This is a genomic window from Aquisphaera insulae (genome assembly GCF_011064615.1).
Taxonomy (GTDB): Bacteria; Planctomycetota; Planctomycetia; order Isosphaerales; family Isosphaeraceae; genus Aquisphaera; species Aquisphaera insulae.
The window spans coordinates 16,605-40,893 of the sequence record NZ_JAALJH010000037.1; the positions used below are offsets into that span (position 1 = coordinate 16,605).

The window sequence follows — 24,289 nt, forward strand, 5'->3', positions numbered from 1 at the left end:
GGCACCCCGCGACGGCCGCCGTGCCGGGTCCCAGAACAACCGCTCGCGCCCGGTTGGACCCTCCGAAAAGCCACAGGGCGATCGAGCGACGGAGTCACGGCCGCCCCTCGACGAGGCACGTCGATCGATCCGGCCGGGCGACGGTAGCCCTGGCGAGCCGTTCCCGGGAGGGAACTCGGTCTCGAGCGGCCGCCCGCGAGTCGAGGTGAATTCCAGCCATGGCGACGGGTTATTCCTATCCGACCCTTACTTCCGAAGAGGCCGCCGAGCTGATCCCGCACGGGGCGATGGTGGGCGTCAGCGGGTTCACCCCCGCCGGATCGCCGAAGGCGGTCCCGACCGCCCTGGCGGCACGAGCCTCCGAGCTGCACCGGGCCGGGCAGCCGTTCCAGATCCGCCTCCTCAGCGGCGCCAGCACCGGCGCGTCGTGCGACGACCAGCTCGGCTTGGCGGAGGCCGTGAGCTGGCGTGCCCCCTACATGACATCCGCCCCGCTCCGCAAGCTGGCCAACACCGGGCGGCTCGACTTCGTGGACATGCACCTCTCGCATGTCTCCCAGATGATCATGGAGGGATTCCTCGGGGATGTCGACTTCGCCATCGTGGAGGCGACCGACATCACGCCGGACGGCCGGGTCTACCTGACCACCGGGATCGGCAACTCCCCCGCGATCCTGAAGAAGGCCGGGAAGGTCATCATCGAGCTCAACTCGTACCACTCGCCGCGGATCCGCGAGATGGCGGACATCATCGTCCTGCCCCCGCCCCCCAACCGGATCGCCATCCAGCTCCACGACCCGCTCGATCGGATCGGCCGCCGCTACGCCGAGGTCGACCCGTCCCGCGTCGTGGGGATCGTCCACACCAACCAGTCGGACGGCGGCCGGTCCTTCTCGAAGCCGGATGCGACCAGCGGCCGGATCGCCGCCCACGTCTCCCGGTTCTTCCTCGAGGAGATGGCGGCCGGGCGGATCCCGCAACGGTTCCTGCCGCTGCAGAGCGGCGTCGGGAATGTCTGCAATGCGGTGATCGGCGGCATCGCCGCGAACGAGGACTTCCCCCAGTTCAAGGTCTTCACCGAGGTCCTCCAGGATTCGATGCTGGACCTGATCGCCTCCGGGCGGGTCATCGGCGCGAGCACCTGCTCGCTCTCCCTGACCGACGAGAAGCTGAAGTTCCTCTACGACGAGTTCGACGAGTTCGCGGATCGCGTCATCCTGCGGCCGCAGGAGATCTCCAACAACCCGGGGGTCGCCCGCCGGCTGGGCGTGATCGCCACCAACACGGCCATCGAGGTGGACATCTACGGGCATGCCAATTCGACCCATTTCTTCGGCACCCAGATCATGAACGGCCTGGGAGGCAGCGGCGACTTCGAGCGGAACGCCTACCTGTCCGTGCTGATGTGCCCGTCCACCGCCAAGGGCGGGAAGATCTCCACGATCGTCCCCATGTGCTCGCATGTGGACCACAGCGAGCACTCCGTGCAGGTCATCGTCACCGAGCAGGGGCTGGCGGACCTCCGCGGCCTCTCGCCGATCGCCCGGGCCCGGAAGATCATCGACAACTGTGCCCATCCCGCCTACCGGGACTACCTTCACCGCTACGTGGAGTCGGCCCCGATGGGCCACATTCGCCACGACCTGAGGCGCTGCTTCGAGCTCTACATCAACTTCCAGGAGCAGGGGGCGATGCTGCCGGACCTGGACTTCTCGCAGTTCGGCGAGGACTGACGGCGGGGGGAAATGACCGCGGCCGGACACCCGGGTCCGGCCGCTCGACGAGAGGCGGAGGCCGCTTACGCGGCGGTCACTTCAGCTCGCCCAGATGGGCTCGTCCACCAGGAGCCCGTACTTCTTCATCTTCTTGTAGAGCGTGGTCCGGTTGATGTCGAGGACCCTGGCGGTCTCCTGGCGGTTCCAGTTGAAGGCCTGCAGGGCCTGGATGATGATCCGCTTCTCCGGCTCCTCGAGGGCCTCCTTGAGGGGCCGAATCCCCATCGGGAGATGCGGCCGCGGGGCGCCGGCGGCGGCCCTCGATTGCCGCTGCAGATTGAGGATCGGCATCAGGTGATTGGAGGTGATCCGGGGGCTCGTGCAGCGCGAGACGGCCCGCTGGATGACCCCCTGGAGCTCGCGGACATTGCCGGGCCAGTCGTGCTTCTGGAGCGCCTCCAGGGCGTCGCGGGCGAGGCCGACGACATCCTTGTGGAACTCGTGGGCGAAGCGGGCTCGGAAATGGTCGGCGAGGAGCTCGATGTCGGTCCCGCGGAGCCGGAGCGGAGGGACCATCAGGCAGAGCGAGCTGATCCGGTGGTAGAGCTCGGGCCGGAATCTCCCCTGCTCCACGGCGGCCGGGAGGTTCTCGCTGGAGGAGACGATGAAGCGGACCGCCGGGTTGCCGCGATGGCGGCCGTGGCCGGCGGCGGCCTCGATGTCGCGGTACTGGAGCTCGCGCTGGAGCTGGAGCTGGATCTCGGGCGGGAGGGCGCCGACCTCCTCGATGAAGAGGGTGCCGCCCCGGGCCGCGTCGAGCTTCCGGGCCCATTCGGTGATCGCGGGGACGGCCCTGCGGGCGACCGGCTCCTCGCCGTCGGTCTCCATGTCGGGCTCTTCCAGGTCGCTGGCGCGGAGGACGATGAAGGGCCGGTCGGCCGGGCCGCCGCCGTCGTGGAGCACCTGGGCGATCAGGGACTTGCCGGTCCCGGGCTCGCCGGCGATCAGGACCGGCGCCGACACGGACGCGAGGGTCGCGGCCAGCTCGATGACCTGGCAGAGGGCCGGGTCGGTGGTGATCAGCTCGGGGTTCCGGGGCGCGACCGAGGCGAGTGAGGGGGCGCCCGCCGTCCCGAGCAGGGGAGACGGCGCGTCGCCGATCTCCGGGGCGGGCTGCGAGAGCCCGCCCGAATAGCCGGGGCTCGCCAGCGACGCCGGCAGGGGCATCGGCATCGCCAGCAGGCCCGACGCGGAGCCGGCCTGGGGCTGCGGCGCCGGGTGCTGGACATGGGCCGTGGCCACCAGGGCCTGGGGACGGAGGCCGTAGCCGGCGGCGTGCGCCCCGAAGTTCGCCCCGGCCGCGTCGGCCGTCGGCCTGGGCTCGCACTGCTCCAGCGCCTGCAGCACCGCCGCACGCAGCTCGGCCGCCGGCACCGGATACTTCAGGACCGCCATCGCCCCCAGCCGCAGGGCCTCCTTCGCACGATCCGGATGGGCCCGCGGGAACATCAGGATCACCGGCACGTCGGAATACTTGCGGCGGACGTGCGAGAGCAGCTCGAGCGCCTCGCTCTCGCCCGGGTCCACGCTCGCGAGGACCAAATCCATCGGGCTTCGCTCCATCAGCCGTACGGCGCCGCGATCCGTCGAGGCCTCCTCGATCATGTGGCCCAACGACTTCAACATCGAGGTCAGCAGGGCGAGCCCTTGAGGATCGGGGCAGACGATGAGGATCCGGAACTTTCGCATGGTTTCCTTCTCTCCGCTCATCGCTCGATCGCGAGAGAGCACGAGGCCGGGTGCATCTTCCATGAAGTTCGGCTGGGGCGCCATGTTTCGCTGGGCAGGCCCCGGAACGCTGGAACCAGGCGAGGTGCAACCAACGCAGTTGACTCGCAAGGTCGCTTCCCTGGACGTTTCGCGAACTCCTCGACCCGCAGGGTCAAGTCTCCTCGATCCACGGGGCGTCGTTCTGAATAAACACCTATGTCATGGATGCACCCTCGTCAAACTCGTGCTCGAGCTGCTCTGCCGACCTCACTAGCTCAGGAACCATGCCGATACGATCCTGCGGAGACAAGACTTCACCGATCACAGCGAAGGCTGTTTTACAAAGCGAACTTGCTGGCATGGATGAGCGATTCGCGTTTCAGGCTCTTGATTGATTGATTTCAGGAAGGCAAGCGAGGATCTGACGGCTGGACGACGCGAGAGCGATCGATATCAGGCTCGGGGATGCGCTTCATGGTATATATCGAGCAATCGGTCCCGCGTGACGTGCGTATAGATTTGCGTTGTCGTGAGATTGCGATGGCCCAGCAATTCCTGGACACTCCGAAGGTCCGCGCCGCGGTCGAGTAAGTGGGTCGCGAAGCTGTGCCGGAGGGTATGCGGGCTGGCGGCGTTGGCCAGCCCGGCCGCGAGCAGGTGCTCATCCAGGAGCCGGCCGACGCTGCGGGTGGTGAGTCGGGTCCCGTAGCGGTTCAGGAAGACGGCGGGCTCGTCGGCTCGCCGTGGACTCCGGATAGCAAGATACCGTTCGATCCAGAGAAAAGCCATGGGACCGGTCGGGCAGAGCCGCTCTCGCCGTCCCTTGCCACGTACCCGGAGGAGCTGGGACTCGAAGTCCAGGTCGTCGCGATTCAGCCCGACGAGCTCGCTGACCCGCAGGCCGCCGCCGTAGAGGGTCTCCAGCATGGCTCGATCGCGGACCCCCGCGGCCGTGTCCACGGCGATCGATTCCAGCAGTCGGATGGCGTCCTCCACCCGGAGCAGTCGGGGTAATCGCTTGGGTTGCTTGGGATTGCGGAGCCCCGCCGTGGGATCGCCGGGGACCGCGCCTCGTCGCCTCAGGAACCGGAAGTACGATCGCAGGCTGGCGAGCCGCCGGGCGATCGTCGTCGCCGCATAGCCCTGGGAATTCAACCAGGCGGAATAGCGACGCAACCGCTGCGGATCGAGCGTGGCGGGATCCTCTCCCTCCAGCCCGTTCTCCGCCAGATAGCGATTGAAGAGGGCGAGATCGTCCTGATAGGACCGCAGCGTGTGGGTCGATGCTTGTCGTTCGTGCTCCAGGTGCTTGAGGAAGAGGGGAATCGAAGCGTGCATGCGGTTGTCCTTGTGGGGCGGGCGGCTCCCGAACGATTCGACGCGACACCATTCCTATCCTTCGGCGTTTTCCCCGTTCCATCGCAGCGGGACGGACTCCCTTCGGCCCGCCCCAAGTATCATCGAAATCAACGACGAATTCCGTCCCGAAGCCCGCCGCCGCGAGTCTTTTCGAGGGCCCGCAATTGTACCTCAAGTTCCTGGCAACGAAGGATTTAGTAACTGGCATCGGGTCGTGGTTCCGCAAATTCCGACCGCCGTCCTCTTCCCTTATAGGCATCTCCGGCGTAATATCATCTTGCGCCGTGGAGCAGCGGCTAGCTCGCCAGGCTCATAACCTGGAGGTCGTAGGTTCGATTCCTACCGGCGCAACTGAAGATGAAGAAGAGCCCCGTTTCACGGGGTTTCTTTTTGCGCGACGATCCGGTCTTCGTCTCACCGGGTTGTTGTCCTCATCGCTCCCCTTGCCATTCCGATGCGCGATTGCGACGGCTCCCCGCGCATGCTAGATTCCCGGGTGTCGGCGCCGATCCCACTTCCCTGTCTCTCCCGCGGAGGGACCCGAAGCGAATGCCGGACTCGCGGGCCCAGGTCATAGAGACCCTCACGCATCGCCTCGTCCTCCCCCGGGATGCCAATCATCACGGCACCCTCTACGCCGGGACGCTCCTCTCCCTGGCGCTCGAAGCGGGCTATTCCACCGCCTTTCGCGCCGCCGGGCTGAACGCAAACCTCGTCCTCAAGCGGGTCCTCGACCTTCGCTGCTATACTCCCGTCCCGGTCGGCCAGGTCGTCCAGATTCGCGGGAAGCAGATCCATCGCGGCACCGCCCAGATCGTCGTGGCCCTCTGGGGAACGCCCATCGACCGGTCGCAGGCCCCGTGGATGGACGGCCTGATGCAGTTCGTTCACGTCGACGACCGGGGCCGCCCGGAGCCCCTCGATGACCCCCCCGACGAGACCCCGCCGAGCCTGGAACCGCCGTGGCTGACCCTCCTGGATCGTACTCGCAAGCTCCTCCGGGTACGCCCCTAGACCGGCTCGATGTCGGGCGGCGGGTATTCCAGGTCAGATTAAGCCATTTTGATCGATTCCTAGAGACTCCGCTCCGGCTCCCCGTCGTGCCCGAAAAGTTGTATCGCGAGCGGTCAGAGCGCGCAGTACCTGGTGTCAGCGATCCGAGGCGGCCTTGCCGCCGGGTGTCCATCCGGAGCCTTCGGCCATGGGGGTCATGCAGGGCCGCGTCGATCTGGAGATGGAGCGGCTCTTTCGCGAGGGCACGCTCGCGGGCTTTGACGAGGGCCAGTTGCTTGCTCGGTTCGCCTGCGACCGGGATCAACGGGCATTCGCCGCGCTGGTGGAGCGTCACGGGCCGATGGTCCTGGGCGTCTGCCGCCAGCTCCTGCGCGATCCCAACGACGTGGACGACGCGTTTCAGGCGACGTTCCTCGTCCTGGTGAGGAAGGCGGGGAGCCTGCGGCGGACCGACTTGCTGGGGAACTGGCTTTACGGGGTGGCCTACCGGGTTGCCCTGCGGGCCCGGTCCGTCCGTCATCGGGGGGAGACGCGGGGGACGGCCAGTCGCGGGGGGGAAGCCTGCTCGATCGACGAGCAGACGCCCGACCGCGCCGAGCCGGTCGCCGACGCCCTCCTGCGGGCCGAGGAACGGCCGCTCATTCATGACGAGATCCATCGGTTGCCCCGCAAGTACCAGGACCCGGTCGTCCTCTGCTACCTCGAGGGCCTGACGCACGAGGAGGCGGCAGCTCGCCTCGGCTGGCCGGTCGGCTCCGTGAAGGGCCGGCTGTCCCGGGCGCGAGACCTCCTCCGCAATCGGCTGGTCCGGCGGGGCGTGGCGGTCTCGTCCGCGGCGATGGCCGCCGAGCTCGTCACGCCCGACCTCAGGGCCGCCGTCCCCGGATCGCTGACGCAGTCGACGCTCAAGGCCGCGCTGGCCGTCGCCGCGGGAGCCGCCGGGAAGGGGCTCCCGCTCGCCGGCCCGGCCCTTTCGCCATCCGTCACCGCGCTGTCTGAAGGAGTGATCCACGCCATGAACCTCACGCTGGTCCGATCGATCGTCGTTCCCATACTGGTCGCCGGGGCCGTCACCACCGGCGGGACCGTTGCGGCCTACCAGCTCGGCGGCGGCTTTGGTGGGGGGCTGCCGACGTCACCACCGGCCGAGAAGGCCGCCGTGAAGAAGCCTGCAGAAGGAGTCTCGCCGCCGGGCAAGTCGTCGGCCGCTATGGTCAAGGAGATCCTTGCGGACCTGGAGGAAGCAGTCGGAAAGAGGGATATCCCGCCCAAGGAATACGCCCTGTGGTCCCAGCGACTCCGCGAGGTCGAACTGGAAGGGGCACGCGCCCAGGACGCCAGGATCGCTACCGCGAAAAGGCACCTCGATCGGCTCCGTCACATGCTCGACTTGCTGGTGAAATCGGACGAAAGCCGGGCAGCCTGGCTCAAGCAACAATGGTGGGAGACGATTTCTCGAGCGGAAGACGCCGTCAGGATGGCAGCGAATCCTCTCCCTGAGGATGCGAATACGGTCGCGGCCCCAGGAACCGGAACTCCAGCCAATCATCCGACCCCAGCCCCGACGACAGCCACGCCCGCCGCCACACCCGCCGCGGTGGGCGGCTTCGGGGGCGGGGGCGGAGCGGCCCCGAACGACGGCCGGGACGAGCAGCAGGGGCGTGTCATGATCGCGGGCCTTTCGTCTCACATCACGGTCAAGGACAAGAATCCGCGGAATGCGGCCTGGATCGAGAAGCTGGACAAGCCGGTCACGCTTCAGTTCCCGAATGAGACTCCGCTCGAGGAGGTCCTCGGGAAAATCAAGGAGACGACGGCCTCCGGGGACGGCAAGCCGATGCCGATCTACGTCGATCCGCTCGGACTCCAGGAAGCGGACAGGACCATGACCTCACCGGTGTGCATCGAGCTCCAGGACGTCCCGCTCAAGGTCAGCCTCCGTCTCCTGCTCAAACAACTCGGTCTGGCGTACTGCGTCCGCGACGGCGTCCTCGTCATCAGTTCGGTCAACGGCATCTTGCAGGAGCTGGACGAGATGCGGGCCGAACAGGCGGGCTCGGATCCGAATGACCCGTTCGGCAAGGCGGGGGGGATGATGCAAGGGTTCATGAGCATTCGAGGCGGCGGCGGGATGATGTGATCGCCGGTCATTCACCCCGGCTCATCATCCCATCAAGGTCTGCCCGTCGGTCACGTCCGCCGGGCCGGATTTGCGGGTCATGGGGAGGTCGATCACGAACGTGGCTCCCCGGCCGGGCTGGGAAGTCACGGTGATGTTGCCGCCGTGCTCGGCGATGATCTTGCGAGAGACCGGCAGGCCCAGGCCCGTCCCCCGCGAGCCCTTCGTCGAGGCGAAGATCTGGAAGATCGAGGCGAGGTCCGCCTCGTCGATGCCGACGCCGTTGTCGGCGACCTGGATCCGCGCGATGGACGTCTCCGCGACCCATTCGGTGGAGATCGTCACGGCCCCCTCGGGCTGCCCCTCGCTGGCGTCGATGGCGTTGGTCACGATGTTCAGCAGGGCGCGATGGATCCCCTCCTCGTCGATCATCACCCGGGGCATCCCCGCGCAGGGCTTCGCCACGAGCTTGACGCCGAGCTCCTCGGCGCGGGACTGCATCAATTCGGCGACGTCGGCGACGACCTCGTTCAGGTCCGCCGGCTCGAGCACCGGCTCGCGTTCCTTCGAGAACGAGAGCATGTCCATGACGAGGTTGTAGATCTTGGTCTGGTTCTTCTCGACGATCGTCCAGCCGCGGCGGACGATGGCGTCGTCCTTGTCATTCAATCCCATGTCGATGAGATACGACCCGCCGCGGATGCCCTGGAGGATGTTCTTGATGTGGTGCGAGAGCGTGGCGATCGTCTGGCCGACGGCCGCCAGCCGCTCCGCCTGGATCTTGGCGTTGTAGAAGTCGGTGTTCTCGATGGCGAGCCCGGCCTGGTGCCCGATCGCGACCATCAGCATCAGATGGTCCTGGCTGAACTTCCCGCGCGGGCCGTCCTTGCCCCCCCCCGCCAGGATCATGGCCCCGGACTGGATGTCGGCGTAGAGGACGCCCAGGGTCGTGTGCCGGCCCTGGATCGGGACGCAGATGGCCTCCCGGATGTGGTAGTCCACGATCGACTGGGCGGGGCTGAACCGCTTGTCGGCGGGGGCGTCGGTGGTGATCACCCCCTGGCCCTGCTCCAGGACGTAGTCGATGATCGTCCGCGAGATGGTCATCCGCTCGTCGGGGCCCTCGGGGTCGGCCAGCCGCACGGCCTTGGGCGCGAGGTTCCCCTCCTCGTCCTTCAGGAGGATGGCCCCGCGGTCGGCGTTGATCGATTCGAACACGAGTTCCAGCACCTGCGGCAGGAGTGCGTCGATGTCGAGGACGTGGCTGATGGCCTGGGTGGCCCGGTACATGACCGAGAGGCTGGCCAGCCGCTCCTTGAGCCAGCCGGCGGCCGCCTCCGGCTGCCGGAGGACCCGCGAGCCCTCGCCGGAGGGGATGCTCTTGAGGATGGCGGACCGGTCCTCGGGGCTGCTCTTGCTCAGCAGGTCGACGCGGGCCGTGAGGTCCCGGGCCGGCCGCGTCACCCCCTCGTTGTAGAGGAGCACCGACTGGCCGAGCTGGATCCGGTCCCCCGAGTGCAGCGGCGCCTGGGTGACCGGCTGGCCGTTGATGTAGGTTCCGTTCGCCGATCCGAGATCGACGAGGCGATAGGAGTCCTCCTCCTGCCGCAGCTCGGCGTGGCGGCGGGAGATCTCGGTGTCATGGAGCCGGATCGCGTTCGAGTTGTCCCGGCCCAGGGCCACGGTGGTCGACTTGAACTCGAATCGCTTCCCCTGGTCGGCCCCTTGGATCACGAACAAGGAGGCCACGGAACTGTCTCTCCTCGGCCCGTCGAGAGTTGCCCATCCGACGCGATCGATCGGGTCTCACCCTAGCGGATGCAAGGGTGTGCGTCAACGGTCGGGATGCTCGCCCGCCCTCGCCATGGACGCCGGCCATCGACGGGATTCGCCCCGCTACTGGACGTCGGAGTCGGGCGGGGGCAGCTCGTAGCCCGCGGGGGCTTCCACGGCTTCCACGCCCTCGATGCCGCGGATCTGCCGCTTGTTGGCCTCCGGGTCGCCGGATCCCTTGAGGGTGATGCCGCCGGTGATCTTCATCACCTGGCCGACCTTGTAACCTTCGTTCTTCAACTTCTGGGCGATCTGGTCGATCTGGTCGAGGTGGTCGTCCTTCACCGAGACGACCAGCGAATGCTCCGGCCCGTCGGCCTTGCGGGACGAGGACCTGGATGCGGATTTCCCGGAGCCGGATTTCCTGGCCTGGCCGCTCATCGCTGACCTCCTTCCGCCTGGATCGCCCGCGAGCGTGTTTCGCCCGCGAGCCCGCTTCTTCAACTCTATACCCGGCCAGGTCGAGACGCCAAGAGGACGCGGGGCGGCCCGCCCCATCCGCGGGCCGCCCCGGATGATGGCCTCAGGGGGCCTGGACCAGCCCGGAGCCGACGTCGCGGGCCGAGAGGCGGAGGCGGCGGGCCGAGCCGGTCATCAACTGCCAGAGGGCCGCGCCGGTGGCGCCCTGGGCCTCCGACCACATGGCCGCGATGCCGGCCACGTGGGGGGTGGCCATGCTCGTGCCGCTGATCGTCCGGTAGCGCGTCGGCATCGGCCACGAGGAGAAGACGTCCACGCCCGGCCCGGCGATGTCCACGCCCCCGCCGTTCGGGTTGAGGCCGCCATTGGAGAAAGAGCCAACCGCCAGGACCCGATCGAGCGCCCCGACGGCCATGATCGAGGGGCAATTCGCGGGCCGGCCGACCGGCCGCGGGGGCTCGAGGCGGACGCCCGTGGCGGGATTGCGGCTGTCGTTGCCCGCCGCGGCGACGATCAACGCCCCGGCCCGCAACGCGCGGCGGCCGACATTCTCGTAAATCGGCGAGAACGGCTCGTCGGGCTGGACCGGCGCGCCCAGGGACATGGAGATCACGCGGCAGCCATTGGTGAGCGCCCACTCGATCCCCGCCAGGATGCCCGTGTCGGCGCCGCTGCCGGCGTTGCTGAGCACCTTGCCGGCGAAGATCTCGGCCCGGAAGGCGCAGCCGTACCGCCGGACCTGGCCGGGCCGCTCCGGGCCCGTGGACGTGCCGATGCAGTGGGTGCCGTGGCCGTGCCCATCCTGCACCTGCTGGCCGGCCACGAACGACCTCGAGCTGATCGTTCGGCCCGAGAAATCGGGGTGCCGCAGGTCGAGGCCCGTGTCCAGGACCGCCACCCGGATCCCCCGGCCGCTGAACCGCGAGTTGGTGACCCGCGTGGCCTTCAGGCCCCAGGTCGAGACGGCGTCGTCCACGAACCTCTCTCGCGACGCCTCCAGGCCGGCGATCGCCGCCTCGCTCTCTCCACCGCCCAGGAGCTGGTCCACCAGGGCGACGACCGCGTCGCGGTAGCCCCGAAGGTACTGCGCGGTCGCCGTCCCGACCTCCAGCGGGAGCGTGCCCCCGCCCGCGTTCCGCGCCAGGTCCGGATCCGCGGGGGGCGCGGGGAGGATCAGGCCGGGGGCCTCCGCCAGCGCGTACATGATCCGCTCGGGCTCGATCGCCAGGATCCCCTGGTCCTCGTTCGACTCGACGGCGAGGGCGCCGATCTGGTCCGGATCGCCCGTCACGACCGCGACCCCGAGCCTGGGGAAGACGCAGCCGCCGGCGCCCTCGGCGGCCTCGGCGTCGAACGACCCGTTGGTGTCGAAGGCGCTCACGCTCTCCACGTTCTTGAGCCCGGCGACGTCGTTGAGCACCGCCGCGGCCCGGGGGATTTCCTCCTCCCTCATCAGCACGAGGTATCGCCCCGTGCGGTCGCCCTGCATCTCGGACGCCTCGGTGAAATCCGGCGGCGGATTGTCCCGCTCGTGCGATGCCGCCGCGGGCCGCCTCGACGATTTCGGTCGCTTCGCCATTTTCGTGGTCCTTTCCACCTGGTGAGGTGTTGACCTCGCTCATCATCCTTCGAGCCGAATCGGGGGGAGAGGTCCCCGGTCGGATGAGCCCCGGCCGATCGGCCCGACGCACGACTCCCATCCGCAGTCTCCGCCGCAAGGACTTATCAGGCGCACTCGCGAGGAGCCGAAGATTTCTTGCATAATTGTGCTGCGTCCGTCGCGAGTTCCACCGATGGGGACTCGCCGTCCCGCCTCAGGCCCAGGCCGATTCCATTGCCTGGCCCGGGGACTCGAGGTCACGACCCCGCCGACCGACGAGCCCTGGGGCGTCCGCGAGATGCACGTCCGCCATCCCGACGGCCACGACTTCCGGATCAGCAAGGGGCTCGGCGGCGAGGGCTGAGGCCGCGAGCGGCCGCGCCTCGGACGGAGGCCCGGCCCCCTCACGTCTGGGGCGTGAACAGGATCACGTCCACTCGCCTCTCGGGGAGCGGCTCGGCGGCCGGCTCCAGGCCGCGGGGGACCTGGGTGCCGAAGCCGACGGCGGTGACCTTGCGGGAGCGGAACCAGCCGGCGGAGTCGAGCCCGTGCTTCTCCACCAGATACCTGCGCACCGAGTCGGCCTGCTCCTGGGTCAGGACCTCGGCCAGGTCCGGATCTTGCCCCGGCCCGGTGAAGGCGGCGATCACCACCTCGGCCCTCGCCCGGTTGGCCGCCTTGCACCAGGTGCCCAGCTCGTTGAGCCGGACTCGCCCGGTCGGGGTCAGGATCGCCCGGCCGGGCTCGAAGAGGTCGTCCGCGGCCAGGGTCCGGCTCTCCTTGAGGGCGCCGGGCTGGTAGAGGATCTTCTCGCGCTCGTAGTAGGAACGGCCCTCGAAGTAGCGGGAGAGCGGCCAGGTCCGCTTGAGGGCGTCGAGGTTGTCCTCCATCGCGGCGAAGGTCTTCTCGCCCCGCCTGGTCACCGACATCAGGCTCTGATAGGCGTCGTCGTCCTGCACGAGCTTCCCCAGCGACCCCCTCCCCGCGCGGACGGTCGCGGCGATGGCGTTGATCTCCTCCAGGCCGGTCCGGGCGGTCTTCGCCAGCTCGTCGAGCTTCCGGAGCGAGTCGCCCGTCTGCTTCATCAGGTCGCCCAGCTCGATCGGGGCCTCGGAGCGGATCAGGCCGCCGTCGGCGACGGCCGCCGCGTCGGGCTTGCCCGGCGTGATCTCCACCACCCGCGCACCGACCATCCCCTCGGAGAGGATCCGCGCCACCGCGTCCTCGCGGACGAGCGAGTGCAGCCGCTCGTCCAGGCGGAGGATCAGCTCCACCGGCTGGCCGGGCAGCCGGGGCGGGATCACCCGCTCCACCACCCCGGCATCCATCCCCTGCAGCCGCGCGCGGTGGCCCGCCTCCAGGCCGGTCACGGTGGCGAACGCCGCCCGGACGCGGAAGACCGGCTGGACGTTCCAGCGCCGGTCGGCCACCTGGTAGAGCCCGAAGCCCCCCAGCGCCAGCACCAGCACGACGAACCCCGCGTTCGCCAGCGCCCGCCACCGCCCGATGTCGCGATTCATGGGATCGCCCCCGGTCGCGGCCTCCTGCCTGGAACCACTCCCCCGCGATGCCCCCAGCCCTTCCTGCGTACTGTAGGAATTCGCCGGCCGGAATCAACGGCCCCCTCGATGGCGCCCTCAGGGCCCGCCCAGGCCGAACGCCTGGTTGGCGAGCTGGAGGCACGGCACGAGCACGACGTTGGCCGCGAAGACGGCGAGCGTGGCGAGCACCACGCCCCGGGTGGCCGACCGGCCGACGGCCTCCGCGGATCGGTCCGAATTGAGGCCGACCCAGCAGCCGATCACCCCCACGAGCAGGCCGAAGACCGCCGTCTTGAGCGTGGCCTCGATCACGTCCGTCATCCGCAGGAACATCAGCGAGTCCCGCCAGAACCGCAGGGGCGTGAGCTTGCCGCCGGTCAGCTCGCCGACGAGCGCACCCGCCAGCGCCGAGCCGTCGATCATCACCGTCAATAATGGGACCGCCAGCGCGCAGGCGATCGCCCGCGGGGCGACGAGCCCGGCGATCGGGTCGGTCCCCATCGCCAGGCGGGCCTCGATCTCCTCGTTGAGCGTCATCGTCCCGAGCTCGGCGGCGAGCCCCGCGCCCATCCGGCTGGCCACGAGCACCCCGGCCAGCACCGGGCCGATCTCCACCACCACGGCGACGCTCAGGAAGCTCGGCAGGGCCGACTCCGCGCCGTTGGCGACCAGCAGCCGATGGGTCTGGAGCCAGGTGACCAGGCCGACGCTCAGGCCCGCCCCCACCACGATCGGCAGGCTCATCACCGCGACCCGCTCGAACTGGAAGACCACCTCCCCGAACGACCGGACGATCGCCCGGGGGGCCGCGGCGAGCGTCCGCAGGGCGAAGTCGATGAACCGGCCGAAGTGCTCGAGCCGAGTCAGGCCGCCGGAGATCATCGTCCGATCCTCCGATCGACATTGTCCCAAGCGGCCTGGCTTCGGAACATCGAGTGATCGACAGATGGCACAGGGTGGCCGTGGTGGAACACCACGGCGAGCGGGCTGAGTGGGGGGACAGGCTCTTCTTCTCCGCCGAGGCGGTCCCGCGGTGTTCCACCACGGCCACCCGGAAGGGCAGAGTGGGTGCAGGATGTGTCAGCATCCTCCCTCGCGATTCGAGACACTCGCCCTCCAACTTGCCCTGTCGACCCGACCTCGAGCCGGCGCCCGATGAGTCATTCGGCGGCCGCCGTGAAGATTGGCGGTGATTCATTGCCAGGGGACTTTTCTGCATGATAGGGTGTGGCTCGGCCGGGGTCAAAAGAGGTCCGCGTGCGACCTTCCCGCTGCGACGATCCCGGCGCTCGACGACCGCCCGAGTCCAGGGAGAAGCCGCCCGATGACCCCGCGATTGACGCCGACGCTCCCCCTCCGCTTCATGGCCTTCATGGCCCTCATCGCCGCGACCGCCACGGCCCACGGCCAGTCTCCCCCCGCCGAGCTCGACGAGTACGTCAAGGCGCCCGACCCGGCCTTCGCCTGGAAGGAGCTGGGCACCAAGACCACCCCGCAGGGGACCGTCCACCTCCTGGAGCTGACGTCCCAGGTCTGGCACGACATCACCTGGAAGCACGACCTGACCATCATCGAGCCCGCCAACCTCGCCCACCGCGGCGCCGCGCTCCTGTTCATCTCCGGCGGCTCGACCACCAGCCACCCCGACGACAAGGACTTCGCCCAGGGCTTCGCCATCGCCAGGGCCACCGGCGGCCGGGTGGCCATGCTCCGCCAGGTCCCCAACCAGCCGCTCCTGGGCAACCGCACCGAGGACGACCTCATCTCCGAGACCTTCCTCCGCTACCTCGCCACCAAGGACAAGACGTGGCCGCTGCTCTTCCCCATGGTCAAGAGCGCCGTGCGGGCCATGGACGCCGTCCAGGCCTGGTCGGAGAAGCAGGGGAAGGACCGGATCGAGCGGTTCGTCGTCACCGGCGCCTCCAAGCGGGGCTGGACCACCTGGCTGACCGGCGCGTCGGACAGCCGGGTCATCGCGATCGCCCCGATGGTCATCGTCATGCTCAACCTCGGCCCGCAGGGCCCCAACCAGCTCGACGTCTGGGGCAAGTACAGCGAGCAGATCGACGACTACGTCAGCAAGGGGCTGATGGAGAAGGCCCAGACCGGAGAGGGCCGGCTCCTCTGGCGGATGGTGGACCCGTTCACGTTCCGCGACCGCCTGACCATGCCCAAGCTCCTGATCAACGGCGCCAATGATCGCTACTGGACCCTCAACGCGCTGGACCTCTACTGGGACGGCCTGGCCGCCCCCAAGTACGTCGTCGAGCTCCCCAACGCGGGCCACGGCCTGGAGCAGAACCGGGACTGGGCGATCAACGGCCTGGGTGCCTTCTTCCGCCACGCGGTCACCGTCCGGCCGATGCCCGCCCTCTCCTGGGCGATGACCGAGTCCGACGGGTCCGCGACCCTGAAGATCGAGTCCCGCCCCCTGCCCAAGTCCGCACGCCTCTGGACCGCGACGGCCCCCACCCGCGACTTCCGCGAGGCGAAGTGGACCTCCAGCCCGCTGCCCGCCGGCAACACCATCACCGCCCCCCTGCCGAAGCCCGCGACCGGCCGGGCCGCCTACTTCGCCGACCTCGAATTCGAGATCGACGACCTGCCCTACCACCTGACCACCTCGTTCTTCGAGCCCGGCGTCCCCCGCAAGACCGCCGAGTCCCACTGAGCCGGAACAAGGACCCGGGCTGATCGATGCCTCCAATCCCCTCGGCTCGCCGTCGCACGCACCCGATTGCGTCGCGAGCCGAGGGCTGCCGGCCTTCCACTCACCGCCCTCCCCGACGGTCGCAAATTGGGTTCGATTGTCTCCCGGGCTTCCCGTCGCGGTGATCGAAAGTGATTGGGGTGTTTCGGTTTGCGTCAAAGCTAAAATTGGCTTTGCCCCCGCGATTTCGTGCGGTGTGGGAACCGGCTCGGGTTCGGTGGCCAGCTCGCCCGGGCCGGCCGCCGGGTCGTGAGGATGCCCGTCTAACCCGGTCTCCGCGTCCGCGTCCGCATCCTCGCGGACCTGGCAGAGCTCGTGGAGGATGTCCATCAGCTCCCGGCTCATCGCCTCGATCTGGCGGCGGGGGCCATCCAGCGCGGCGCCCGCGGAGAGGACCTCGCAACCGTCGTCGCCGGCATCCTCCGCGTTCTCTTCCATGGCCTCGAGCCGCGCCTTCTCGTGGTCGATCACGCGGAGCAGGAACGCCCAGGCCAGGTCCGACGATTTCGGCGGCGGGCCGATCTCGCGCCAGCGGATCGATTCGATCAGGAAGTCCTCGGTCCCGCACCGTCGGGCTGCGTCACGGGCCTGGACGAAATACTCGTCGCAGCCGGCCCTGCCCTTCTCGTTCAACATGTTGCAGGCGATGAAGACGGCGTTGATCCGCGGGTCGATGGTGATGTCCCAGGCGTCGCCGCCGAGCATCCGGACGAGCTGGTGGCGCTGCCAGGTGCCGACCTCGCCCCCCGCCCAGATCCAGTCCCGGAGGAACTGCCAGGACCCGCGGAGCCAGGCACGGCCGGCCGCCATGCCCTCCAGCTCGGCGAGGATCCCCCGGGCCCGCTCCGCCGGGTCGTCGACCCAGCCCGTCCACGCCTGGAGCTTCTTCACGAGGCGATCAACCCGTTCCTGGTCGCGTTCGGCGGCCGTCGGCTCCTTCGCCTTGCGGCCTCCCGGCCCCTCGCTGGCCGCCTCCGCCAGATAGGCCGATTCGGCCTTCTCGGCCTGTTCGATGTCCCAGGACAGCTCGGCGGCCCGGGTCATCAGGGCCCTGTCCCGTTCGCTCGCCCCGGGGGCCAGGTCCCCGAGGAACTCCTCGACCCGCCGCGCCTTCCCCCGCGGGTCCTCCCCGGGCGCCTTCGGCAGCTCGACGACCTGGAGCTTCTGCCCCTCCCTGAGCCCGTTGAGCCGGACCCGGTCCTTCCCTTGCTGCGTTCGCGGTCCCGTCGAGAGCCGTGCATTCCGCCTGTTCGCCAGTCTCTGGGCCTCGGTCGCCATCGTCGGAAGCCTCCGCCTCGGGATGTTTGGTTCAGGAGGGCGATTGATCGACGGCGCGCGCAGTCGCTTTCGCGCCCGCGCCGCGTCTATCCAAGTACAATCCCGAAATCGGGCCGGCCAGTTTCACCAATCTTCCGGGAAGCCGAAAAAGTCGGGTGAAACAGGGTGCCGGCGCCGACCCGGTCGCCTGCCCCCGCAGCCCGGCGGCCACCATGCAGCCCGCCGAAGGAGCGGACGAGTGCCCCTTCCTGGAGACGGCGCGGCCGAGGCGTCAGGTTTCTGATCGCTCCCAGACTTCGATCACCAGGCCGTCCGGGTCGGCGATGGTCAGGAATTGCCCGTCGCCCGCGTCGACGATCTCGACGGCATGGGCCGCCAGGTGCTCCGCCGCTCGGGCGAGGTCATCCACCTCGATCCAGAGCAGGAGCTGGGCGTGCTCGGGGAAGCTCGCCGGGCTGCTCGCCTCCGCATTGGGGAGCAGGTTGAGCCGCAGGCTCCCGAGCCGATAGTGGCGCCCGATCCCGTTGTCGGTCGGGATCGGGACGGCCCCGAGGACGGTCTCGTAGAAGGCGGCCGTTCGGTCCTGGTCGCGGCAGGCGATCGTCACGGCCATCCCTCGGAACCGCGGCGGCCGTTTCCCCCGAATGGATCGCCGGGGGCCGGGGAGGACGGCGGGTCGATCGCCGGGCGATGGATCCGGGGAGGGTTCCGCCGCCACGTAGGTCTCGTAGACGATGGCCCGGCCGGGCCACTCGCCCAGGACGCGGCCGAGGATCTCCTCGACCTTCTTCCAGGAGAGCCCGCCGTAACCCACGCCGATGCGGGGCATGGCGATGCTGTCGATCCCCTCGGCATCGGCGATCACCCTCATTTGCCCCAGGGCCGTCTCGATGGCCTCGTAGCTGGCCCGGGCGTGCCAGAAGGCCTCCTGGGTGCCGAGGTTGAAGACCCAGGGCCGACGATCATCCTTCCAGAGCCAGGCGTCACCGAGGTTGAACTGCCGCGGCACCGCCTTGCAGCGGGCGCGGAATTGCTCGTACATCTCCGGATATCGCTCGCGGAATCCCCGGGCGACCCCCGCCCCCATGGACCCCTGGCAGTTGCAGCCGTGCGCCAGGGCCCGCGCGTTGGCGGCGTTCGCGAAGAGATCGCCCGCGACGAACTCGATGGGCATTTCACCGCTCCGCGGGGCCAGGATGATCGCCCCGGTGATCCTGCCTCCGGCCGAAATGGCGAGAGGCCAGCCGGCGGATCCATGGTAATGCCCGGGGGGAGATTCTCCCATGCGTGGGCCGAGCGAGCCGGACGCAACCCCGCCACCGATCGGCCTTCCTCGATGGCCCGGCATTTGCTATGCCTTCCCGTTGGAGGGCGTCGCGGATCCGCACGATGCGGGGCGGGCGCCTCGTCCGGTCGGTCGTCTTGACCCATGTCGTTTCCCTGGGTGAGGAGCGCCTGGATGGATACTGCATGCCCGATCGCCGAATCCCATCCCCTGCATCGCCTCTTCCGAGGCCTGACCGAATCCACCTTCATGACCGACCTGGGGATCGGCGATCCCTCGCTGGTCGGCTATGTCTCGCAATTGCTGGCGCGGTTCGTCTCCAGCCAGAACGTCTGGCAGGTCCGGGACGGCCGGGGGCGTCGCGTCGGCCGTGTCGCGGAGATGCTGGCCGAGGCCGAGGCGGCCCCCAGCGACGAACGCCGACGCGAGTGCCTCCGCCACGTCGGGGACTTCACGCTCTTCTGGACCGGCGTCTACCCCGAGGCCCTGCCGAAGCTCCAGGCCGCCCCGCTGGCCGACTCCCTGATCAGCTACCAGGAGCAGGGCAAGCGATCCTACTACCGGGCCAGTACCCTCGGCCCCTCCGAGCTCGGCGGCGTCTTCCGCCGGCTCAGCGAGGAGTTCGAGCTCTGCGCCTTCGGCCTCTCCCGCGTCCGTCAGGAATGGGAGAGGCTCGAAGCGGCCCATCCGCAACCGCGTCGGATGCTGGCCTGACCGCCTGCCCGCGATTGCCGCAGGATGCCCACGACCTCGGCAACGGGCCCGCGGCGGGAGTACCCGCGCGCGGCGGCCGTGCTACAATGCCGGCTCGAATCGGCCGGCCGTCGGCGACTCCTCGGGGATGGTGCGAGGGGGCCCGGGCCGCGGCGATCGCTTCGCGGGGGCTTCGGACATGGTCTTGCCGCTCGGTGACCTGGAACGCACGCGGATCACGCCCTTCGTGACCTATGCCCTGATCGCGGCCAACGTCGCGATGTTCCTGCTCCAGGAAAACCGGGGCGAAAAGTTCACGATGGCTTATGCGTGTACCCCCTGGGAGGTCACCCACGCGGACGACCTCGACCAGCCGATCGTGGTGCGTCCGGCCGAGGACGTACGCGTCCGCGACCCGAGGGACCCGACGGGGCGGCGGATCGTGATCGTCGAGCGCCCGGCGCAGGTGATCCCGCACGCCCCCGCCGCGATTCCGCCATGGATGACGCTCCTGACCTGCATGTTCCTGCACGGCGGCTGGATGCACCTGCTGGGGAACATGCTCTACCTCTGGATCGTCGGCGATAATGTGGAGGAAGTCCTCGGGCCGGTCCTCTACGTCGTCGCCTACCTCGCCTGCGGGCTCGCCGGCTCGCTGGCGCAGATCGCCGCGGCGCCGAACTCGCAGATCCCCACCCTGGGGGCCTCCGGGGCCATCGCCGGGATCATGGGGGCGTACGTCGTCTGGTTCCCCCACAACCAGATGAGGGTGCTGGTCTTCCGCGTGATCACCGTGCTCCCGGCGATCATCGTGATCGGCGGCTGGATCGCCCTCCAGGTGATCTCCGGCGCGGGGGCCTTCGGCTCGATCGGCGAGACCGGTGGGGTGGCCTATCTCGCCCACATCGGCGGGGCCCTCGCGGGGATCGTCGTCGCCTTCCTGTTCATGGACCGGGCCCGATACGTCAAGGCCCGCAACGAGCACGAGCGGGGCTGGTCGTCGTACGCGCCGCCGGGGTACTGAGGCCGCGCATCGGGCGACAGACGCCGTGGCCGTGGCTGCGAATGCTATCGCCTGTTCGGACTATCGATCTTCTTCCCGATCCGTTCAACAACCTGAGGCAGCGTCAGGGACGATGGCGTCGGCGACAAGGCCACCTCACCTCCGATCGAAGCGATCACTCTCACGTCGTCCAGGTGGTCGAGGCAGACCTGTCCTCGCAGGTCTGTCTGGGCGACGACCTTGCATCGACCGATGACGACCTTGTCCATGGGCCGGAGTGGGGTGTCATCGCCATGGTTGGGCGAATCGGGATCGAAATCCGCCACGCCGAAGAACGTGTCCACCCATTCCGTCGGCAGGACGCCTCCGGCGGCACATCGCCGCTCGTCGACGATGTAGCACTCCCGGAAATTCGACCTCTTCGATCCCGACCTGGAATTGAATGAGAACGCTCTCATATAAAATGGCATAACTCCAATCGATGGCTCCCGGCTGATGGAAAGCTGAATGAAGCCGGAGCCGACCGTTCTCCGATGGACCTCTCGATCGATCTGACGTCCGAAGAAGCGTCGGGACTTCCGCGTGACGGTGGAATTCGCAAACGAGTCGTTCAACAAATAGGGGAAGGAACTGTTCCACCAGGCGAATGGACCGTAGGCGTTGAAAATCGGCTTGTCCGTCCGCCGGACTTCCAATAGGAATTTCGGCTTATCGAGAGAATGATGGGCCACGACCTTCCCGTCACTGATCACTTCCCTGGGATCTGTGTCGATCCTCTGCTCCGGTGCAACCGGGCCATGCTTGATGCCATCCGGCAGAATAACGAGATGCTCCGTCGTCCCATCAAACTCCCACTTGCCGGCGATCGACAACTTGGGCATCAACGCAGGCTTCCATCCGCGTGGTAGGACGTGTGCCGCATCGCTTGGCGGAAGATCGTCCGAGACATACAGGTCATACTCGAACCGCGTCGAGACCCTGACTTTTCCGTAGTTGAGCCGGAACATCTCGGCGGGGCCTGGGGTTTCCGCAAGGAAGAGGATCGCGATCAGAGCAGCGAGCACGATGTTGGACCTCCTGCAGCCCACGAGAGAGTCGAGGGATGGCCGCGATCCTACGAACGTCGTCCCTTCCGGATGTGTCCCGAGGTCATATCCGGTAAGGAGACCAGAGCGCCATATTCTCGGGCCAGGTCCCGAGGTATTACCTCGGCAAGGAAGAATATCACCGTAATAGGGCTCTTACCGCCGACAGGGAAGCCGGCCCGCATTCATTTCCCCCCTTACGAAGGGGGGATTCAGGGGGGTGAATTCGATCGCCCTGGTCGGCACAAAGCACCCCCTCCAACTCCCCCTTCGTAAGGGGGAGAGCCGGATTTCGCGTCCCGGAGCGTGGGGGGATTCAGGAGGCCGTTCGATATCCGTGAGCTTGATCAACTTCCTTGCCGGGGTAATAACGAACGGCGAAACGCCCCGGCCGAAGCTCACGCGCCTTGCGGTAAACTTCGTCCCGATCCGGGCTGTGGAAGAGCACCACGCCGGCCTGCACGTTGAGCTGCTCATCGGTCTGAGGATCGCCGATTAGCACCCAATCCGGCGCGAAGCGGGCGCCGATTTGCTCTGCCGTGAGAATGTCACCCATGGCTCCCCCTTGACTCCGCTTCTCCCGACTCATCATCCCGACCGGGCACTCGGCCGTCAATCTAAGGACGCCTGCCTCAGTCCGCAAAATCGTCCCATCTTCCGCCGATCGACGCCTTCTCGACTCGCGTGATATAGTTACGTGGTCCAGGGGCCGGGAGGGTGCGGGCGGGGCCTGCCACCCTGCACGCATCAGGGACGGTGATCCGCGACGCTGGGAGTGCTCGTATCATGTGCGGAATTGCGGGTGCGATCGATCTGAGGGGGCGGCGCGAGTTCCCGGCGGCACGGCTCCTGGCGATGACCGGGGCGATCCCCCATCGCGGGCCCGATGACGAGCAGATCCACATCGAGCCGGGCGTGGCCCTGGCCGCCACGCGGCTGTCGATCGTGGACCTGGCGGGGGGGCGGCAGCCGCTCTGCAACGAGGACGGCTCGGTCTGGGTCGCCCAGAACGGCGAGATCTTCGACTATCCCGAGCTCCAGCAGGAGCTCCTGACGCGCGGGCACACGCTGTCCACCCGCTGCGACACCGAGCTCTGGGTCCACCTCTACGAGGACCTGGGCCGGGGGATGTTCGAGAAGACCCGCGGCCAGTTCGCGGTCTCGCTCTGGGACCGCAAGGACCGGACGCTGATCCTCGGCCGCGACCGCGTCGGGATCTGCCCGCTGCACTATGCGGAGGTCGACGGCTGGCTCCTCTGGGGCTCGGAGATCAAGTCGATCCTGGCCTCCGGCATGATCGCGGCGAAGGCGGACCGCAGGACGATCGACCTCTTCTTCAACACCTTCTGCGCGGGGACCTCGCGGACGTTCTTCGAGGGGATCCGGATGATCCCGCCGGGGCACTTCCTGGAGATCCGCGACGGCCGAGTTGAGCAGAAGCAGTACTGGGATCTCGACTTCCCCGACGCGGGTGCGGAGCGTCGCCTCGACGACCCGACCCCCCTGATCGACGAGCTCGAGCACCTGCTGCGGGCCTCGGTGGAGAAGCGACTCCGGGGCGACGTGCCGGTGGTCAGCTACATCAGCGGCGGGCTCGACTCGACCGTGGTCCTCGGGCTCAGCTCCCGCGAGCGCGGGTACGCCGTGCCGTCGTTCACGATCGGCCTGGATCGGGCCGGGCCCGACGAGCGGTCGCACGCCGCCGAATCCGCCGCGGCGCTCGGCTCGCGGCTGACGACCGTGACCCTGACCCGGCGCGACATCACCGACGCCTACCCGCGGCTCATCCGCGCCGCCGAGGGGCCCGTGATGGACTCCGCCTGCGCCTGCCTGATGCGGCTGGCCGGGGCCGTGCACGACCAGGGCTACAAGGTCACGCTCACCGGCGAGGGGGCCGACGAGGCGCTCGCCGGCTACGCCTGGTTCAAGACCCAGAAGATCCGCGACCGGCTCCGCAAGAAGTTCGGCGACGGCATCCCGACCGCGATTCGCGCGTCGGTCCTGGGCCTGATGGGGGGCAGCCGGGCTCACATGCCCGACCGATTCCCCTTGCAGGGGGTCCGGACGGCCCAGCAGGACCTCCAGGACCTGCTGGCGCTCGGGCGTGAGGGCCTCTACTCGGGCGACATGTGGCGCCAGCTCGACGGCCACTCGGCCTACGACGACATGGGCATCAATCACCCTCGGTTCCGCAACTGGGCGCCGCTGAACCAGTCGCTCTACGTCGGCTACAAGGTGATGCTCGCCGGGCTCCTGCTCAACGCCAAGGGGGACCGGGTGGCGATGAACTCGTCCGTCGAGGGCCGCTATCCGCTGCTCGACGACGACGTCATCAAGTTCTGTGCGTCGATCTCGCCCGAGTACAAGCTGCACGGGTTCACGGACAAGTGGATCCTCCGCCAGGTCGCCGCCCGGACCTTGCCGCAGAAGATCGCCAACCGGCCCAAGACCATGTTCCGGGCGAGCCGCTCCGAGGCGTTCCTCGACGCCAGCCGGCCCGCCTGGGTGGACCAGCTCCTCAGCCGCGAGGCGCTCGAGGCGACCGGCTACTTCGACCCGGCCGGCGTCGCCCGCCAGCGCGCCTGGCAGACCCGGATCCCGCGGATCACGGTGCGGCGGGGGATCATGGACCTGTCCCTGACCTGCGTGGTCGCCACCCAGCTCTGGCACCACACCTTCCTCGGCGGCGGCCTCTGCGACCTGCCGACGTGGACGCCGGAGCCCCTGCGTCAAGCCGACGTGCCGACCCTCGATGTGATTTCATCGGGCGTGAGCGCGGGATGTGCGGCACCGGCGTGAGCACGGCGCTGCCTGATGCCGGGAGTGCGAGTATTTGTCCGCATCTCTGCTCGTACTCCCGGACG

General features: G+C 68.5%; 19 protein-coding genes and 1 tRNA gene. 10 read left to right on the forward strand and 10 right to left on the reverse strand.

Annotation, left to right across the window (positions count from 1 at the left end; all coding sequences use genetic code 11):
* Window positions 1-218 precede the first annotated feature (218 nt).
* The gene (scpC, locus tag G6O54_RS19300; RefSeq protein ID WP_165227300.1) at window positions 219-1,733 is read left to right on the forward strand and encodes a succinyl-CoA:acetate CoA-transferase ScpC; all 1,515 of its coding nucleotides are present in this window, start codon (window positions 219-221) and stop codon (window positions 1,731-1,733) included.
* Window positions 1,734-1,814: 81 nt separating this feature from the next.
* Here the strand turns inward: scpC and G6O54_RS19305 are convergent, their stop codons facing one another.
* The gene (locus G6O54_RS19305; protein WP_165227301.1) at window positions 1,815-3,464 is read right to left on the reverse strand and encodes a sigma-54-dependent transcriptional regulator; all 1,650 of its coding nucleotides are present in this window, start codon (window positions 3,462-3,464) and stop codon (window positions 1,815-1,817) included.
* A 474-nt stretch (window positions 3,465-3,938) separates the two neighbouring features.
* On the reverse strand, window positions 3,939-4,823 hold the full coding sequence (locus G6O54_RS19310; RefSeq protein ID WP_165227302.1) for a tyrosine recombinase XerC: 885 nt from the start codon (window positions 4,821-4,823) through the stop codon (window positions 3,939-3,941).
* 299 nt (window positions 4,824-5,122) lie between these two features.
* On the opposite strand from G6O54_RS19310, the gene G6O54_RS19315 reads away from it, so the two are divergent.
* The 3 genes from G6O54_RS19315 to G6O54_RS19325 all read left to right on the forward strand — a co-directional run bounded on the left by G6O54_RS19315 (window position 5,123) and on the right by G6O54_RS19325 (window position 7,998).
* Window positions 5,123-5,195: transfer RNA gene (locus G6O54_RS19315), tRNA-Met, on the forward strand.
* Between the two features lie 198 nt (window positions 5,196-5,393).
* A complete protein-coding gene (locus G6O54_RS19320; protein ID WP_165227303.1) occupies window positions 5,394-5,858 on the forward strand; it encodes an acyl-CoA thioesterase in 465 nt (154 codons plus the stop codon).
* Between the two features lie 187 nt (window positions 5,859-6,045).
* Window positions 6,046-7,998, forward strand: coding sequence for an RNA polymerase sigma factor (locus tag G6O54_RS19325; protein WP_165227304.1), 1,953 nt, complete (start codon window positions 6,046-6,048; stop codon window positions 7,996-7,998).
* Between the two features lie 24 nt (window positions 7,999-8,022).
* Here G6O54_RS19325 and G6O54_RS19330 read toward each other — a convergent pair whose 3' ends face one another.
* The 3 genes from G6O54_RS19330 to G6O54_RS19340 form a co-directional block, all read right to left on the reverse strand.
* A complete protein-coding gene (locus G6O54_RS19330; protein WP_165227305.1) occupies window positions 8,023-9,726 on the reverse strand; it encodes an ATP-binding protein in 1,704 nt (567 codons plus the stop codon).
* A gap of 147 nt (window positions 9,727-9,873) precedes the next feature.
* Window positions 9,874-10,191, reverse strand: a complete 318-nt coding sequence (locus tag G6O54_RS19335; RefSeq protein WP_165227306.1) for a hypothetical protein — start codon at window positions 10,189-10,191, stop codon at window positions 9,874-9,876.
* Between the two features lie 142 nt (window positions 10,192-10,333).
* Window positions 10,334-11,809 carry a S8 family peptidase gene (locus G6O54_RS19340; RefSeq protein WP_165227307.1) on the reverse strand — a complete coding sequence of 492 codons (1,476 nt, stop codon included), beginning with the start codon at window positions 11,807-11,809 and terminating at the stop codon, window positions 10,334-10,336.
* A gap of 214 nt (window positions 11,810-12,023) precedes the next feature.
* On the opposite strand from G6O54_RS19340, the gene G6O54_RS19345 reads away from it, so the two are divergent.
* A complete protein-coding gene (locus G6O54_RS19345) occupies window positions 12,024-12,194 on the forward strand; it encodes a VOC family protein (protein ID WP_205678919.1) in 171 nt (56 codons plus the stop codon).
* 40 nt (window positions 12,195-12,234) lie between these two features.
* Here G6O54_RS19345 and G6O54_RS19350 read toward each other — a convergent pair whose 3' ends face one another.
* Together G6O54_RS19350 and G6O54_RS19355 are read right to left on the reverse strand one after the other, a co-directional pair.
* The gene (locus G6O54_RS19350) at window positions 12,235-13,350 is read right to left on the reverse strand and encodes an OmpA family protein (protein WP_165227308.1); all 1,116 of its coding nucleotides are present in this window, start codon (window positions 13,348-13,350) and stop codon (window positions 12,235-12,237) included.
* A 117-nt stretch (window positions 13,351-13,467) separates the two neighbouring features.
* Window positions 13,468-14,253, reverse strand: coding sequence for an MlaE family ABC transporter permease (locus tag G6O54_RS19355; protein WP_165227309.1), 786 nt, complete (start codon window positions 14,251-14,253; stop codon window positions 13,468-13,470).
* A gap of 442 nt (window positions 14,254-14,695) precedes the next feature.
* Here G6O54_RS19355 and G6O54_RS19360 point away from each other — a divergent pair, with 442 nt between their 5' ends.
* On the forward strand, window positions 14,696-16,042 hold the full coding sequence (locus G6O54_RS19360; RefSeq protein ID WP_165227310.1) for a PhoPQ-activated pathogenicity-related family protein: 1,347 nt from the start codon (window positions 14,696-14,698) through the stop codon (window positions 16,040-16,042).
* 361 nt (window positions 16,043-16,403) lie between these two features.
* The gene (locus G6O54_RS19365; RefSeq protein ID WP_165227311.1) at window positions 16,404-17,066 is read left to right on the forward strand and encodes a hypothetical protein; all 663 of its coding nucleotides are present in this window, start codon (window positions 16,404-16,406) and stop codon (window positions 17,064-17,066) included.
* Window positions 17,067-17,630: 564 nt separating this feature from the next.
* On the opposite strand, the gene G6O54_RS19370 is transcribed toward G6O54_RS19365, so the two are convergent.
* Complete coding sequence (locus tag G6O54_RS19370; RefSeq protein ID WP_165227312.1) at window positions 17,631-18,533, reverse strand: macro domain-containing protein; 903 nt, start codon at window positions 18,531-18,533, stop codon at window positions 17,631-17,633.
* 285 nt (window positions 18,534-18,818) lie between these two features.
* On the opposite strand from G6O54_RS19370, the gene G6O54_RS19375 reads away from it, so the two are divergent.
* Together G6O54_RS19375 and G6O54_RS19380 are read left to right on the forward strand one after the other, a co-directional pair.
* Window positions 18,819-19,358 (forward strand): hypothetical protein, encoded by a 540-nt coding sequence (locus G6O54_RS19375; RefSeq protein ID WP_165227313.1) that lies wholly within the window; start codon window positions 18,819-18,821, stop codon window positions 19,356-19,358.
* Window positions 19,359-19,536: 178 nt separating this feature from the next.
* On the forward strand, window positions 19,537-20,361 hold the full coding sequence (locus tag G6O54_RS19380; RefSeq protein WP_165227314.1) for a rhomboid family intramembrane serine protease: 825 nt from the start codon (window positions 19,537-19,539) through the stop codon (window positions 20,359-20,361).
* A gap of 44 nt (window positions 20,362-20,405) precedes the next feature.
* On the opposite strand, the gene G6O54_RS19385 is transcribed toward G6O54_RS19380, so the two are convergent.
* Together G6O54_RS19385 and G6O54_RS19390 are read right to left on the reverse strand one after the other, a co-directional pair.
* Window positions 20,406-21,404: a hypothetical protein gene (locus G6O54_RS19385; protein WP_165227315.1), complete on the reverse strand. Its 999-nt coding sequence runs from the start codon at window positions 21,402-21,404 to the stop codon at window positions 20,406-20,408.
* A gap of 337 nt (window positions 21,405-21,741) precedes the next feature.
* Window positions 21,742-21,981, reverse strand: a complete 240-nt coding sequence (locus tag G6O54_RS19390) for a hypothetical protein (RefSeq protein WP_165227316.1) — start codon at window positions 21,979-21,981, stop codon at window positions 21,742-21,744.
* Window positions 21,982-22,211: 230 nt separating this feature from the next.
* On the opposite strand from G6O54_RS19390, the gene asnB reads away from it, so the two are divergent.
* A complete protein-coding gene (gene asnB, locus G6O54_RS19395; RefSeq protein ID WP_165227317.1) occupies window positions 22,212-24,224 on the forward strand; it encodes an asparagine synthase (glutamine-hydrolyzing) in 2,013 nt (670 codons plus the stop codon).
* Window positions 24,225-24,289: the final 65 nt, after the last annotated feature.

What these genes read in the sequence shown, in the direction of transcription:
- G6O54_RS19350 (WP_165227308.1), bottom strand. Translation starts at nt 13,350, where the DNA reads ATGAATCGCGACATCGGGCGGTGGCGGGCGCTGGCGAACGCGGGGTTC.
- scpC (WP_165227300.1), top strand. Translation starts at nt 219, where the DNA reads ATGGCGACGGGTTATTCCTATCCGACCCTTACTTCCGAAGAGGCCGCC.
- G6O54_RS19360 (WP_165227310.1), top strand. Translation starts at nt 14,696, where the DNA reads ATGACCCCGCGATTGACGCCGACGCTCCCCCTCCGCTTCATGGCCTTC.
- G6O54_RS19325 (WP_165227304.1), top strand. Translation starts at nt 6,046, where the DNA reads ATGGGGGTCATGCAGGGCCGCGTCGATCTGGAGATGGAGCGGCTCTTT.
- G6O54_RS19305 (WP_165227301.1), bottom strand. Translation starts at nt 3,464, where the DNA reads ATGCGAAAGTTCCGGATCCTCATCGTCTGCCCCGATCCTCAAGGGCTC.
- G6O54_RS19355 (WP_165227309.1), bottom strand. Translation starts at nt 14,253, where the DNA reads ATGATCTCCGGCGGCCTGACTCGGCTCGAGCACTTCGGCCGGTTCATC.
- G6O54_RS19335 (WP_165227306.1), bottom strand. Translation starts at nt 10,191, where the DNA reads ATGAGCGGCCAGGCCAGGAAATCCGGCTCCGGGAAATCCGCATCCAGG.
- asnB (WP_165227317.1), top strand. Translation starts at nt 22,212, where the DNA reads ATGTGCGGAATTGCGGGTGCGATCGATCTGAGGGGGCGGCGCGAGTTC.
- G6O54_RS19310 (WP_165227302.1), bottom strand. Translation starts at nt 4,823, where the DNA reads ATGCACGCTTCGATTCCCCTCTTCCTCAAGCACCTGGAGCACGAACGA.
- G6O54_RS19340 (WP_165227307.1), bottom strand. Translation starts at nt 11,809, where the DNA reads ATGGCGAAGCGACCGAAATCGTCGAGGCGGCCCGCGGCGGCATCGCAC.
- G6O54_RS19390 (WP_165227316.1), bottom strand. Translation starts at nt 21,981, where the DNA reads ATGGGTGACATTCTCACGGCAGAGCAAATCGGCGCCCGCTTCGCGCCG.
- G6O54_RS19365 (WP_165227311.1), top strand. Translation starts at nt 16,404, where the DNA reads ATGTCCATCAGCTCCCGGCTCATCGCCTCGATCTGGCGGCGGGGGCCA.
- G6O54_RS19320 (WP_165227303.1), top strand. Translation starts at nt 5,394, where the DNA reads ATGCCGGACTCGCGGGCCCAGGTCATAGAGACCCTCACGCATCGCCTC.
- G6O54_RS19375 (WP_165227313.1), top strand. Translation starts at nt 18,819, where the DNA reads ATGGATACTGCATGCCCGATCGCCGAATCCCATCCCCTGCATCGCCTC.
- G6O54_RS19380 (WP_165227314.1), top strand. Translation starts at nt 19,537, where the DNA reads ATGGTCTTGCCGCTCGGTGACCTGGAACGCACGCGGATCACGCCCTTC.
- G6O54_RS19370 (WP_165227312.1), bottom strand. Translation starts at nt 18,533, where the DNA reads ATGCCCATCGAGTTCGTCGCGGGCGATCTCTTCGCGAACGCCGCCAAC.
- G6O54_RS19345 (WP_205678919.1), top strand. Translation starts at nt 12,024, where the DNA reads ATGGGGACTCGCCGTCCCGCCTCAGGCCCAGGCCGATTCCATTGCCTG.